The organism is Robiginitalea rubriflava (assembly GCF_052540725.1).
The window spans coordinates 2,150,767-2,164,456 of record NZ_CP199309.1; the positions used below are offsets into that span (position 1 = coordinate 2,150,767).

At 47.7% G+C, this 13,690-nt stretch carries 16 protein-coding genes; 8 read left to right on the top strand and 8 right to left on the bottom strand.

The window, feature by feature from the left end; genetic code table 11:
* Positions 1–43 precede the first annotated feature (43 nt).
* Together ffh and folD are read left to right on the top strand one after the other, a co-directional pair.
* On the top strand, positions 44–1,372 hold the full coding sequence (gene ffh, locus ACT6NU_RS09775; RefSeq protein WP_445381487.1) for a signal recognition particle protein: 1,329 nt from the start codon (positions 44–46) through the stop codon (positions 1,370–1,372).
* A gap of 42 nt (positions 1,373–1,414) precedes the next feature.
* Positions 1,415–2,290 carry a bifunctional methylenetetrahydrofolate dehydrogenase/methenyltetrahydrofolate cyclohydrolase FolD gene (gene folD, locus ACT6NU_RS09780; protein WP_445381488.1) on the top strand — a complete coding sequence of 292 codons (876 nt, stop codon included), beginning with the start codon at positions 1,415–1,417 and terminating at the stop codon, positions 2,288–2,290.
* Here the strand turns inward: folD and ACT6NU_RS09785 are convergent.
* Complete coding sequence (locus ACT6NU_RS09785) at positions 2,284–2,406, bottom strand: hypothetical protein (protein ID WP_445381489.1); 123 nt, start codon at positions 2,404–2,406, stop codon at positions 2,284–2,286. The genes folD and ACT6NU_RS09785 overlap by 7 nt on opposite strands.
* A gap of 181 nt (positions 2,407–2,587) precedes the next feature.
* On the opposite strand from ACT6NU_RS09785, the gene ACT6NU_RS09790 reads away from it, so the two are divergent.
* The 3 genes from ACT6NU_RS09790 (at position 2,588) to ACT6NU_RS09800 (ending at position 5,267) form a co-directional block, all read left to right on the top strand.
* The gene (locus ACT6NU_RS09790; protein ID WP_445381490.1) at positions 2,588–4,318 is read left to right on the top strand and encodes an alpha/beta hydrolase-fold protein; all 1,731 of its coding nucleotides are present in this window, start codon (positions 2,588–2,590) and stop codon (positions 4,316–4,318) included.
* Positions 4,319–4,331: 13 nt separating this feature from the next.
* Complete coding sequence (locus ACT6NU_RS09795) at positions 4,332–4,955, top strand: DUF2306 domain-containing protein (protein WP_445381491.1); 624 nt, start codon at positions 4,332–4,334, stop codon at positions 4,953–4,955.
* A 99-nt stretch (positions 4,956–5,054) separates the two neighbouring features.
* Positions 5,055–5,267 carry a hypothetical protein gene (locus ACT6NU_RS09800; RefSeq protein ID WP_445381492.1) on the top strand — a complete coding sequence of 71 codons (213 nt, stop codon included), beginning with the start codon at positions 5,055–5,057 and terminating at the stop codon, positions 5,265–5,267.
* Here the strand turns inward: ACT6NU_RS09800 and ACT6NU_RS09805 are convergent.
* The 5 genes from ACT6NU_RS09805 to ACT6NU_RS09825 all read right to left on the bottom strand — a co-directional run bounded on the left by ACT6NU_RS09805 (position 5,236) and on the right by ACT6NU_RS09825 (position 9,894).
* Positions 5,236–5,658: a VOC family protein gene (locus ACT6NU_RS09805; RefSeq protein WP_445381493.1), complete on the bottom strand. Its 423-nt coding sequence runs from the start codon at positions 5,656–5,658 to the stop codon at positions 5,236–5,238. The two genes, ACT6NU_RS09800 and ACT6NU_RS09805, sit on opposite strands and share 32 nt — an antisense overlap.
* An 80-nt stretch (positions 5,659–5,738) precedes the next feature.
* Positions 5,739–6,587, bottom strand: coding sequence for an alpha/beta fold hydrolase (locus tag ACT6NU_RS09810; RefSeq protein WP_445381494.1), 849 nt, complete (start codon positions 6,585–6,587; stop codon positions 5,739–5,741).
* A gap of 149 nt (positions 6,588–6,736) precedes the next feature.
* On the bottom strand, positions 6,737–7,696 hold the full coding sequence (locus ACT6NU_RS09815) for a YybH family protein (RefSeq protein ID WP_445381495.1): 960 nt from the start codon (positions 7,694–7,696) through the stop codon (positions 6,737–6,739).
* Positions 7,697–7,787: 91 nt separating this feature from the next.
* Positions 7,788–8,333 (bottom strand): hypothetical protein, encoded by a 546-nt coding sequence (locus ACT6NU_RS09820; protein ID WP_445381496.1) that lies wholly within the window; start codon positions 8,331–8,333, stop codon positions 7,788–7,790.
* 34 nt (positions 8,334–8,367) lie between these two features.
* A complete protein-coding gene (locus ACT6NU_RS09825) occupies positions 8,368–9,894 on the bottom strand; it encodes a helicase HerA-like domain-containing protein (protein WP_445383851.1) in 1,527 nt (508 codons plus the stop codon).
* A gap of 106 nt (positions 9,895–10,000) precedes the next feature.
* Between ACT6NU_RS09825 and ACT6NU_RS09830 the strand changes: the two genes are divergently transcribed.
* Positions 10,001–10,633: a 7-carboxy-7-deazaguanine synthase QueE gene (locus ACT6NU_RS09830; RefSeq protein WP_445381497.1), complete on the top strand. Its 633-nt coding sequence runs from the start codon at positions 10,001–10,003 to the stop codon at positions 10,631–10,633.
* A 44-nt stretch (positions 10,634–10,677) separates the two neighbouring features.
* Here ACT6NU_RS09830 and ACT6NU_RS09835 read toward each other — a convergent pair whose 3' ends face one another.
* Entirely contained in the window at positions 10,678–11,475 is a 798-nt protein-coding gene (locus ACT6NU_RS09835) for a hypothetical protein (protein ID WP_445381498.1), read from the bottom strand.
* 40 nt (positions 11,476–11,515) lie between these two features.
* A complete protein-coding gene (locus tag ACT6NU_RS09840) occupies positions 11,516–12,223 on the bottom strand; it encodes a class I SAM-dependent methyltransferase (RefSeq protein WP_445381499.1) in 708 nt (235 codons plus the stop codon).
* A gap of 77 nt (positions 12,224–12,300) precedes the next feature.
* On the opposite strand from ACT6NU_RS09840, the gene ACT6NU_RS09845 reads away from it, so the two are divergent.
* Positions 12,301–12,801, top strand: coding sequence for a YkgJ family cysteine cluster protein (locus ACT6NU_RS09845; protein WP_445381500.1), 501 nt, complete (start codon positions 12,301–12,303; stop codon positions 12,799–12,801).
* Between the two features lie 53 nt (positions 12,802–12,854).
* Positions 12,855–13,688, top strand: a complete 834-nt coding sequence (locus tag ACT6NU_RS09850) for a sterol desaturase family protein (RefSeq protein ID WP_445381501.1) — start codon at positions 12,855–12,857, stop codon at positions 13,686–13,688.
* Positions 13,689–13,690 lie beyond the last annotated feature (2 nt).

The window sequence follows — 13,690 nt, forward strand, 5'->3', positions numbered from 1 at the left end:
TACAGATTCTTATCTTTGCAACTCCTGAATAATTCTGCAGAAGATGTTTGACAATTTAAGCGAGAAACTGGATAAAGCCCTGCACGTCCTGAGGGGACACGGGCAAATCACGGAAATCAACGTAGCCGAAACTACCAAGGAGGTACGCCGCGCCCTGCTGGATGCGGACGTGAATTTCAAAATAGCCAAGGAATTTACCAATAAGGTAAAGGAGAAGGCGCTGGGGCAGAATGTGCTGACTACCCTGCAACCCGGGCAGCTGATGGTGAAAATCGTCAAGGACGAGCTTACCGAGCTAATGGGTGGAGATGCAGAAGGGATAGACCTGTCGGGAAATCCATCGGTTATTCTGATGTCCGGCCTGCAGGGTTCCGGTAAGACAACCTTTTCCGGGAAGCTCGCCAATTTTTTAAAACGCAAAAAAAGCAAGAACCCCCTGCTGGTTGCCTGTGACGTGTACCGTCCTGCGGCCATAGACCAGTTGCATGTGGTAGGGGATCAGATTGATGTACCCGTTTATTCGGATAAAGAAAATAAGGACCCGGTCGCCCTTGCAAAAGCGGGGCTGGACTACGCAAAAGCCAATGGCCATAATGTTGTGATCATCGATACGGCCGGGCGCCTGGCGGTGGATGAGCAGATGATGACCGAGATTTCCAATATCCGGGAGGCCGTTTCACCACAGGAAGTGCTTTTTGTGGTCGACGCCATGACCGGACAGGACGCAGTTAATACTGCAAAAGCCTTTAACGAAGTGCTGGATTTTGACGGGGTGGTGCTCACCAAACTAGACGGGGATACCCGCGGGGGGGCAGCTATCTCTATCCGTTCGGTAGTCGAAAAGCCCATTAAATTCATCGGTACCGGTGAGAAGATGGATGCCATCGACGTTTTTCACCCCGGCAGGATGGCAGACCGTATTTTGGGAATGGGAGACGTTATTTCCCTGGTTGAACGGGCCCAGGAACAATTTGACGAAGAACAGGCTCGTAAAATCCAGAAGAAGATTGCCAAAAACAAATTTGGTTTTGATGATTTCCTGAGCCAGATTCAGCAAGTCAAAAAAATGGGAAGCATGAAGGATCTCGTAGGAATGATCCCGGGTGCAGGAAAGGCTTTGAAGGGTATGGATATTGACGACGACGCCTTTAAGCATATAGAAGCCATCATACATTCCATGACGCCGGATGAACGGTCTAACCCCTCCAAACTGGATGCCCGCCGTAAGAAACGCATTGCCAAAGGCAGTGGTACCAGTATGCAGGAGGTCAACCAATTGCTCAAGCAATTCAACCAAATGAGCAAAATGATGAAAATGATGCAGGGAGGCGGAGGCAAAAAAATGATGCAAATGATGCAGAATATGCGCTAAAGTCAGTCAAATTCCAAATTCCAAATTCCAAAATCCAATCATATGGTCCTTCTCGACGGTAAAAAAGTTTCCAATGACATCAAAGATGAAATTGCTGCCGAGGTGGCCCTTATGCGGGAAGCCGGGGAAAAAGTTCCACACCTTGCTGCCGTTATTGTCGGAAACGACGGTGCCAGCCTGACCTATGTGGGCAGTAAAGTTCGGGCCTGCAAACGGGTGGGCTTCGAATCTACTTTGAAACAACTCCCGGAGTCTACCACCGAGTCTGAGCTGCTTGAATTGGTGGGGGAACTCAATGAAAACCCGGAGATTGACGGATACATCGTACAACTGCCGCTGCCATCTCATATCGATGAAGAAAAGATTTTGCTGGCTGTACACCCGGATAAAGACGTAGACGGCTTTCACCCCACGAATTTCGGGAGGATGGCATTGGATATGGAAACGTTTATATCCGCAACGCCCTTTGGGATTATGGAATTACTGCGTCGTTACAATATTGAAACTTCCGGAAAACATGCAGTAGTAATTGGCCGCAGCCATATCGTGGGGCGGCCCATCAGTATCCTGCTCAGCCAGAAAGGGAAGGCAGCCAATGCTACTGTTACCCTTGCACATTCCAGGACAAAGGATATCAAGGCCCTGACCTTGCAGGCAGATATTGTGGTTTCCGCACTGGGCATCCCGAATTTCCTGAAAGCTGATATGGTGAAAGAAGGGGCAGTGATAATAGACGTGGGCATTACACGTGTCCCGGATGAATCCAGGGAGCGGGGCTACTATATTTGCGGCGATGTGGATTTTGAGCAGGTGAAGCAAAAAGCCTCTTACATTACTCCCGTGCCCGGGGGAGTAGGTCCCATGACTATTGCCATGTTGCTTAAGAATACACTATTGGCCTGTAAAAGGCATCACTGATTTTCGGCAGGAGTCAGGGTTTCGTATTCCGGTTCCCCCTCATCATTGGTGCAACTGCTCAGGCAGCCGAGCATCATCAGGGTAAGCAAAAGGGTGAGTATTCCAAATTTTTTCATGATGTAGGTTACATTAAAGATCTGTGGCTCTATTTATAACGCCCAAAAGGGCTATTTTGGTATATGCCAGCCTGTTACAATTCACAATTATTTTATTTTTTGAGGAAACCAATATTCTTTGGTCTTTTTTCGATGTTGGCACGAACTTCAAAAAAGAGTATCTTAATTGAAAATTGAGATCATGCGAGCCTATAGGTTGTTTCCCTTGATTGCCGTATTACTGCTGGGGTGTAAAGAGAATACTCTGAAGGATAAACCGGATATTGTTATCTCCATAAAGCAAGGCGTAGCCGAGGCTCCTCTGGATGGCCGGCTTTTGCTGATGTTTTCCAATGACCCCGAAGGGGAACCCCGCTTTCAGATTAACTCCGGGTTAAATACCCAACTGATCTTTGGGATGAACGTAGCGGGGATGCAGGAGGGTGAACCCATTTCTTTTGATCCACAGGCGCTGGGGTTTCCCTATGAAAAGTTGGGAATGATTCCACCCGGAACCTACCAGGTACAGGCTTTGTTACATGTATATGAGACTTTTAATCTTTCCACCGGGCATCAGGTTAAACTGCCCATGGACAATGGGGAGGGGCAGCAGTGGAACCGGTCTCCCGGGAATCTATACAGCACCCCGGTTTCCGTTGAGGTGGGCCCTGAAGGAATAAGTGCCATCGAGCTCAGCCTGGATCAGAAAATACCACCCATCACCCCTGCGGAGGATACCGAATGGATTCGGCATATACGCATCAAATCTGAGAAGTTATCCGAATTCTGGGGCCGGGATATGTATCTTGGCGCCCATGTGCTGCTTCCCAAGGGCTTTGAGGAGCATCCGGAAGCCCGTTACCCGCTAATGATTTTTCACGGGCATTTCCCTTCAGATTTTGGGGGTTTCAGAACCACTCCGCCTGATCCTAACATGGAACCCGAATATTCAGCCCGCTTTGGGGTAGAGGGCTATAATATCATTCAGCAACAGGAAGCTTACGATTTTTACAAGCGGTGGAATGAACCTGATTTTCCCCGCTTCCTGATTGTTGAAATCCAGCACCCAACACCCTATTACGATGATTCCTATGCGGTCAATTCTGCGAGTCAGGGTCCTTATGGGGATGCCATTACCCACGAACTCATACCTTTTATTGAAGAGGAATTCAGGGGGCTGGGGGAAGGCTGGGCGCGTTTCCTCTACGGAGGCTCCACAGGGGGTTGGGAAGCCCTGGCGGTACAGGTAAAATACCCGGAGGAGTACAACGGTTGTTTTGCGGCCTGCCCGGACCCAATTGATTTCAGGGCCTATTGCCTGACCAATATTTATGAAGACGATAACGCCTACTGGTATGAAAGCGACCATAAACAACTGGAAGTGCCCGCACATCGGGATTATCTGGGGCATATTTCATCTACGGTACGGGAAGAGAACCAGCTGGAACTGGTGCTGGGCGATAAAAGCCGGTCAGGCCAGCAATGGGATATCTGGGAAGCCACTTATTCCCCCCAGGGGGAAGACGGGTATCCCCAACGTATTTGGGATAAGCGCAGTGGGGTCATAAACAAAGAAGTAGCGAAGTACTGGCAGGAAAACTACGATTTGCGCTATATCCTTGAAAGGGACTGGGAGAAACTGGGGCCTTCCCTGAGGGGAAAAATCCACATTTATTGTGGGGACATGGACAATTACTACCTCAATAATGCGGTTTACCTAATGGAGGATTTCCTCGAAAATACCACGGACCCCTACTACGAAGGGGAGGTGCTTTATGGGGATCGGGCAGAACACTGCTGGAACGGAGACCCCGAGCTTCCCAACCATCTGAGCCGTTTGCGATACAACAGTATGTACGTACCCAAGATTATGGAGCGAATAAGAAAGTCAGCACCGGCAGGGGCTGATTTAAGCAGCTGGAGATATAAATAGAGAACTTTATGCCATGAATTCCGGAAGAAACAGAGTTGCCTGGTTTGCCTTTGCCTTTTTAGCCGTGGTAATAGGTTTGTATCCGCTGGCCTATTATTTTTCAGGTGAGGAGATGGGCTTGCTTACTTCCAAGAGCAAGGAACTTTTGGGTGATACCCTGTGGAATACAGCTTTTTACGGACATATTTCCTTCGGGGGGCTTGCACTGCTCATCGGCTGGACGCAGTTTAGCCGGAAGTGGCGTACCCGATATATATCCTGGCACAGGGCAATAGGGAAAATTTATGTTTCGACAGCACTGCTAAGCGGAACCTGCGCCATCTATCTTTCTTTTTTTGCAACCGGGGGACTGGTTCCAGGCCTGGGCTTTTTCTTACTCGGGGCCTTCTGGCTTTTCTTTACCATCCGGGCATATACGGCGATTAGGAAAAGGGATATTTCTGCGCATGAGGCGTTTATGATTTACAGCTACGCGCTTTGTTTTGCGGCGGTGTGCCTTCGTATTTGGATGCCACTGCTGATCCTGTTGCTGGGAGAATTCCTGATTGCATATAAGATAGTTGCCTGGCTTTGCTGGGTTCCGAACCTGATTTTTGCCTTCTTCTGGGTTCGAAGAAAGGGGCTGCAAATAGACTAGGTCGGTTACGTGATTACAAGAGTCGATATTGGAGTAGCCAGCCTTTATTTTCAGGAGCCGGTTTCTGATAACCTGCTTAACTAATGTAACCGCTTGAAAATGAAAAAAATATACCTTCAGGCCTTTCTGGCCGGACTCACTTTCCTGATCATTTCCCTGATATTGGAACGAAATTTATCAACTGACACCCTTACTGAGAAAGGGATCATGGCGGCGGTGTTTGCCCTGATTTATGCCCTGGTATTGTGGGCCAGACAGCGTTATAAGAAGGGTCGCTGGTTTATTTGGCAAATAACTGCCCCATATCTTTAAAGGCCTTAAATTCCAGGGCATTTCCTGCCGGATCCAGGAAGAACATGGTTGCCTGCTCCCCGGCTTCCCCTTTAAATCGGATATAAGGCTCAATTATAAAAGTTACCCCTTTGGATTTCAAATCCTCTGCAAAACTGCTGAATTTCTCCCAGGGGAGGACCACTCCGTAATGCGGGACCGGAACGTTTTTTCCATCAACCGGGTTGGTGTGCAACTCTTCTTCAGATTTGGGTTTGTAATGAATCACCAGCTGATGCCCGAACAGGTTGAAATCTACCCAGTGATCACTGCTCCTGCCTTCTTCACACCCCAGTACCTCCCTGTAAAATCTTCTGCAGGCATCGAGATTATGGACTGGGATAGCTACATGGAAAGGGGTAATGGCAGACATAATTACAGATTTTTGAATATCAAAATTACAAAAAGGAATTTGTCGGCAGCCGGTTTTGCCTCAAATTTTCCGAAGTTTGACTAGTCTGTCAGGAAGCGGACAATTTGCTCATTGACGTTTTTCTGATGCATGGAATGCCCGAGGCCTTCAGTAGGGATCAAAACACTGTCCTGCCAGGCATTATGTACTTTTTGTGATGCATGAAACGGCGCGATCGTATCCATTTTATCATGCAACAGAAGGCCTTTTTTAGGGCTGCCCTCTATAAAACGGGATGTGGAAAACTCATGAATGTGAAAACCAAAATTCTCAAAGATAAACTGGTCAAAGCCCCGCATTACCCGCTGGTTAAAACCCAATAATTGCTGATACGAATCTGCTATCTCTTCAAATTCGGACGGGGAACCAATGGTGACAATCTTCTCAACGGTGTCCTCAGGGTGTTTATGGGCGTAGTACAGGGCTGTCATTCCCCCAACGGAGTGCCCCACGGCGTATTTGGGTTCAAATTTGTGAGTCATGTAAGCTACACATTCGGTGTACAGGGGGACGTGCAGGTAGGTGCCGGAAGAGTACCCGTGGGCAGGTGCATCAAAGGCTATGATATGAAACCCGGCATCAGACAGGTGGCTTATCAGGTTCCGCCAGCGGAAGGTATTGCTTTCCCAACCGTGAATAAGTAAGACTTTCGGGCCGGGGCCGGGCCATTGATAGGTCTGTATATCGTGGTTGGCTACCCGTTCCACGCTGTGTTTGGCACTTTTCAAATAAGGTGCCTGCTGAGGTTTTACCCGACCCTTGCGTACTTTGCAAAAAGTATGAAACGCCTGTTTGCCGGCCCAGTGAATGCTGAAAAAGGCCAGTATATTGAAATAGACCCCGTAGCTTTTAATGACAATAAGGCGCAGAAGGTTCGAAAGTTTTTGCATGCTGGAGATGAGATAGTAACTCCCGTATCATTTTGTCCAAAAATACAATTATTTAATACACCAGGAATGCGATCCTATGGGAAGGAACGGACTAAATTTTTATGGTCAGCTGTGGGAGGTACAGACTTCTATTAAAAGCGATTTTCAGGTCAATCTTTTACCGGATTCCAGATATCCAGATACATTCGCCATTTACCACGCTCCGGTTTCCAAACAATAACATACTTTCCTTTCCAGTTACTTTCCTTACCGTTTTTAAGTAGGGTTTTCCCGCTGTAATATCCGTAATCGTAAGCGGTATTTCCAATAATGGTCAGGTGCTGGGAGTCTGACTGGTGTTTCAGAATTCGGATGCCTTCCGGCAGCTTCCAGCGGTTCCGAATGGCTTCTTTTCCTGAAATAATCGTTGCCCCGGGCGGAAATATGACGGCATCTTCAGTGTACAGTTCCATCATCTGGTCAAGGTCACCCTCCATATAGGCCTGGGAGAAGGAGGAGGCACTTTGTTGAATGTCTGTTATTGCCTTCGTGTTGTCGGGATCTGCTGTTTTTTTACAACTGATTTTCCAGGTAGGAAAAACAATGGATTGGTCCGTACTGACCCATTCCCCAATCCAATCATATCCCTCGTCTGTTATATTGCTGAAAGTAAGTCTGTAAAACCCTTCCATCCCGTTGGGGGCTTTTTGTTCGCGATACAATACAATATTGCCATTTTCTAATTTGGCACCTTCCCAGGAGGCGAGATTACTTACCGGGTTCCGGCTGGAATAATAATGCACTTTCCATTTTCCAGCCTCGGGATCAAATTGCCGGATGCTCCCAGAATGATTGCCATCCGCCTTAAGCGTTTGATCTTGTATTGCCTTTCCATTCATAATGTATTTGAAAGTCCAGGTCATCGCAACAGGATCGGCCCAGCTATTATCCTGGTTGCGGGTGATTGATTCACATTGGCATTCTCCGATTAGCGGGGCAAAATCCAGAAGTTCTTCAGGGCTTTCCGGATGGGGTAAACCATATGGAAATTGGGCGCTGGGTTCATAATTGTATTGGGAAAGTGCAGTGCTCAGCATCATCATTAAAAAGATGCATATCGGAAATCTCATAATCGGGTTGTTTCCCTTAAAATAAGTAAAAAATAAGTCGTCCCCCGGATTTTTTGATCAGCTTTAACTTTTAAATAGAGGAAACAAAGGGCTATTCCCAGCCTACCATCATATATTTTATCCTGGCAGCATCGGGAATCTGCACCTCCTCAATGGAGGCAGTTGTGTATCTCAGATCTTCCGGCAATTCACTTCTGGAAATGGTAAAATACAGATCGCTCCCTTTAAGAAGGATTAGGATATTGTTCATGGAGGTTATCACCTTCCGGATTTCATAATGCTTCCTGATCTCCCCATAAGTGCTTTGCAGCCCGACACCTTTCTCCGTTTTAAAGCGGGGGTCCAGAATACGGATATTCTCAACAACCGGCAGGCTGTCTGTTGTGGCACTAAGGCTCATCAGGGCTTTCCCTCCCTTTTCATAAACCTCAATACTTCCTCCGCTGCCCATTTTAAGGCGGGAGGTATCCCTTATAATTGAATCATTAGCAAAAATACTGTCCAGCTGGGATACGGGTGTTTTTTTGTACAACCTCCCCACGTGATCCGGACCAATCTCAAAAGGATTTACGGTATCGGTTTTACACTGAACCAGGATTAAGGCAATAACAAATAACCAAAACATTACAGTTTTCATACAGTATTAAGCTTACGAAATTGAAATAAAAATATTAGCGAATAACTTTTTTAAGAACCCCGAGTACACCCCTTATGAAGGTTGCGGAAGTAAGTACCTTTACAACCGGGTTTTGCCGCTGATAAGATCTACGGCTGGAGGAACGGGAGGATGAGCTCGTTTTTTCCCTTTCTGCAACTTGCTTTTCCTTTTCTGCCAACGCTTCCGCCTTTTCAATTTTTTCGTTCAAAATCTCATAGGCGCTCTCCCTGTCAACCACCTCCCCGTATTTGGGGGCCAGGCTTGATTTTTTAATTAATGATTTCAATTCTGCCTCGGTCAAAATGTCCATACGGCTCATTGGAGCCCTCAGCAGTGTTGCAGCCAAAGGAGTGGGACGGCCTTTTTCATCCAGGGCAGATACCAGGGCCTCTCCAATTCCCAGGCTGGTAAGGACTTCCTTGGTGTCGTAATAATCGGAAATCGGATAATTTTCAGCGGTGAGTTTGATGGCTTTCCGGTCTCTGGCCGTAAATGCCCTGAGGGCATGCTGCACTTTAAGCCCCAGTTGCGCTAGCACTTCATTGGGCACGTCTGTGGGGTTTTGAGTGACGAAATATAACCCGATCCCTTTGGAGCGAATCAGTTTAACGATACTTTCGATCTGGTCCAGCAGGGCCCTGGATGCTTCTTTGAAGATCAGGTGGGCCTCGTCAATAAAAAGGATGAGCTCCGGCTGGTCACTGTCTCCCTGCTCGGGAAAAGTGGCATAGATTTCAGCCAGCAGGCTTAGCATAAAAGTGGAAAACAGTTTAGGGCGGTCCTGAATGTCCGTAAGCCGGATTATGTTGATGTAGCCTCGGCCATCCGGGTCAATCCGGGTAAGGTCTTCGACTTCAAAGGACTTCTCCCCGAAGAATAAATCAGCCCCCTGCTGTTCGAGTTCGATGATCTTGCGCAAAATGGTCCCGGTTGAACTGGTACTGATACGCCCGTAGGCTTCCTCGAATTCTTTTTTGCCCTCGCCGGTGGCATATTGCAGCACTTTTTTAAAGTCTTTCAGGTCCAGCAATGGTAATTTATTGTCGTCGCAATATTTAAAGACAACGGCCACAATACCTTCCTGTACTTCCGAAAGATCCAGGATTCTTGAGAGTAGTACCGGCCCGAATTCCGATACAGTAGCCCGTAGCTTAACCCCATCCTGTTCGGATAAGGAGAGTATTTCCACTGGAAACCGCTTAGGTTCAAAAGGCAGGCCTATTTTCTGGTGGCGTTCGTCAATTTTGGGATGCCCCGGGCTGGGTTCTGCCAGGCCACTAAGGTCACCCTTGAGGTCCATTAACAGTACCGGAATACCCTTGTCCGAAAGATTCTCGGCAAGAACCTGCAGGGTTTTGGTTTTTCCGGTACCAGTCGCCCCTGCAATAAGGCCATGTCGGTTCAGCGTTTTAAGGGGTACTTTTATATGGGCCCCAGTAACAGCCTCCCCATCCAGCATGGCAGCACCCATGGTAATGTAATCCCCCTTGAAGGTATACCCCTTCTCGATGTGTTCGCGAAATGCTTCCGTCCTGCTCATGGCTGATATTTTGGGTAAAAATAGGGGAATTCCCCTGAATTCTAAAAAAGATGTTTTCCCTGCATTACCCGTCCGATGCATGAACTGCTTTTCCTATCTTTGCCGCATGGAAACAGCAGGGGTTATGGAAAAGGTTGAAAAGGGGTTGTTCCTTCCCCTTATGGAGGCTTTTTACACCATTCAGGGAGAGGGTTACCACAAGGGTACTGCAGCCTATTTTATAAGGGTTGGGGGCTGCGATGTGGGCTGCCACTGGTGCGATGTTAAGGAAAGCTGGAATGCAGAAACACACCCACCCACCGATATTCAGGAAATCGTGGCGGAAGCACGGAAATATTCCGATACTATTGTAATAACAGGGGGAGAACCCCTTACCTGGGATATGGGCCCGCTTACGGACAGCCTCAAGGCTGCAGGGATGAAGATACATATTGAAACCTCCGGGGCTTACCCGCTTACCGGCCAGTGGGACTGGATTTGCCTATCCCCTAAAAAAAACAAATTGCCGGTAGGGCAGATTCACGCCAAGGCGCATGAACTTAAAGTAATAGTGTATAATAAACACGACCTTATTTTTGCTGCCCGGCAAGCAGAGCAGGTTAGCAGCGAATGCCTGTTATACCTGCAGCCCGAGTGGAGTGTTCGGGATAAAGTTACTCCTATGATTGTAGACTTCGTTATGAAAAACCCTCAGTGGCGGGTTTCCCTCCAAACGCATAAATACCTGAACATCCCCTGAATTTAAAGGGTTAACATCTGTTTGGGGTAGCATTTCTAAAAGAATTACCTCCCACCGATAGCCTGAAGGTCGTTGATGCATTCAGCATCCAATACCGGAATCTGGGCCATACCTTTGGCCGCACGCTTTTCCATTAAACCCATCAGCCCGCCTCCGAACTCCAGTTCGGCCCGCATCAGGCATCCGTCTGTCAAACAATGATTTTCAGCTTCCGGGTCTTCGTGCGGATTTACCTCAGGTGTGCCCAGGTCTACCAGACCCAGCAAATGGCCAAATTCATGGGTCAGGGTAGCTGCTTCCACATCAGCATTCGTGATTAGGGCTGAGCGGCCGGCCAATCTGCGGATGGTGCGTTCGTATACAATCATGGAGGTGTTGCGGTAAACGGCCCCGAGGGTTACCAGGCCGGCATCTTCATCGTCAGCGTCAGATGGGGCATCTGCAAAGTAAATATAGATGGCCAGGGTTCGTCCGTCATTATATTGTGTTCTGTTATCGTTTTCGAGGCTGGCAACCTCCTGCAGGGTAAGGGTTTCCTCTCCCGGAGATTCCAATACCCGATACTGGTATTCCACTTCCAGCTTAAAGGTACGGTCCGCAAAAAAAGAGGTTAAGAGGTCTATGGCTTCAGCAGTCGGACGAAATCCGTCTACATGGGCAATTTCTATAAGCAGCCGGTCAAAATTCTCATTGGTAAGGATGTCTGCTGCACTGTCTCCCGTACTTAAGAGGTTTGCCGAGCGATCTATGGGTTCTTCCTGTGGAATATCCCCGTCACTAGAGCAATTAAATAAAAATAGCGTTGCAAAGAACAATGCTGCAATAGATAGCTTCCCTTTCATCCTGAATTTTTTATAAACAACGTTTAAGATAAGGTTTTTGTTATTTTAATTTTTGCAATCGGGCCAAATAGTCAAAATGTTCGCCCTCTGTTATTAATTCTGCACTGAGGCCGGCCTTTTCCGCTTCTGCAGCCAGCGTCTGGAAGTCCACAAAAAGCCAGGGAAACGAATTTCCTCTGACGCCCTCATACTCCCAGTAGTATTGTATTTCTCCGTAATAAGAAACATCTCCCGGAACCCAGAAACCGCCATCTGAATCTTCCTCAAAGAGGTAAATGACGTCGCTGGAATCGAGCAGGATCTGACCCTGATCCGGAATTAACGAGCCTAGGTGCCTCAAAAAGCCTGAAAGCTCCGAGAGGTTTCCTGCAAGGCCAATCCCGTTCATTAATAACAACAAAGTATCGAATTCCCCTACCTTCAGATCGAGGATTTTCGAATGAATTGTTTTACGCAATCCGCGATTTGCAGCTACCTGTAAAGCTTGTTCAGAGCTATCCAGGCCGGTACACTCCAGACCGCGAGACTGTAGTTCCAGGCAATGGCTTCCGGCCCCGCAGCCAATGTCCAGGATACGGCCCCGGCATAGTTGCAGCGCCTGCTGTTCCAGTAGAGGCATCTGTTCAAATGTTCTGAAGAAGTGCGAAACGGGAACGACTTCCCTGCTCCCCAGGGAAGAGTGACTGATCAGTTGCTTTTTCCCGACGCCCCTGTAATAATCTTCAATCGCCTTTCCAAATACCTCCACAGAACGTATTTTTGGGCAAAGGTATATCAAAACTTCAGCTCGGGAAGTAGTGAATGGGGTTTTTGATCCTAAATGAAATGAAAGAAAATTTGGATAAGCTGCCGCAGCAGGCGGCAGAGAAACAGCAACAGAACAAGGCCTTCTTCAAAAAATTGCGAAGGAAGCCCCCCAGGAAACTCGATTCGCTGATGCAGGAATTACACCAGGCTGAATTCCAGCGAACCGATTGCCTGGACTGTGCCAACTGCTGCAAGACTACCGGACCGTTGTTTACACAAAACGATATCGGGCGAATAGCTTCTCATTTGAAGTTAAAACCCAGCCAATTCATTTCAGATTACCTGCGGGTAGATGAAGAAGGGGACCATGTGCTTCAAAGCCTTCCCTGTCCGTTTCTGGGAGTCGATAATTTTTGTCATATTTATGAAGTCCGCCCAAAGGCCTGCCGGGAGTACCCGCATACGGATCGCAGGCGGATCTATCAAATTGGGGCACTGACCGTTAAAAACACCTCTATTTGTCCCGCAGCTTTCAGGATCGTTGAAGAAATGAAAAAACGACTGCCAGCTTATCTGTAATGACTTGTTAAACAATAGTATAGGATATATTTTAAATTTGTTATTTTGGATATATGGAAGCCGTATTGAATTACTTTGAATCCATTCCCTCCTTGCACCGCAGCATTATTCTGGTTTCGGGGATAACACTTTTCTGGTTATTGGAAGGGGCGGTTCCCTTATTTCGCTTTTCATACCGAAAGTGGCGGCACGCCCTGCCTAATTTTTTCTTTACCCTCACCACAATTGTAATCAATTTTACACTGGCCTTTCTACTGCTGAATACCAGTGACTGGGTACGGGATAATGGATTCGGGATTATCAACTGGATTCCGGGCCTGCCACTATGGGCCTATATACTGCTGGGGCTACTGCTACTGGACTTTTTCGGAGCCTACCTGGCCCATTGGGTGGAACACAAGGTTAAACCGTTATGGATGATTCACCTGGTCCACCACACGGACCACGAAGTAGATACCACCACGGCCAACCGTCACCATCCCATGGAGAGCCTGGTGCGTTTTTCCTTTACGCTGATGGGCGTTTTTATTGTCGGAACCCCAATAGGGATAGTGATGCTTTATCAATCCCTCTCTATTGTTTTTTCCCAGTTTTCCCATGCCAACATCCGCCTGCCCCGCAGGCTGGACAAGGCTATCAGCTGGGTATTGGTTTCCCCGGACATGCATAAGGTGCACCATCATTATGTGCTGCCCTATACCGATTCCAACTACGGGAATATTTTTTCCATCTGGGACCGGCTGCTGGGCACCTATATGGAAATGGACAGGGACGCTATCATTTACGGGGTAGATACCTTTCCGGATCGCAAGGAAAACGGCAGTATAGGTGGCCTCCTGAAACAGCCTTTCCATAAATACCGCAAGCCCACCACTGGCAAGCAGTAAGG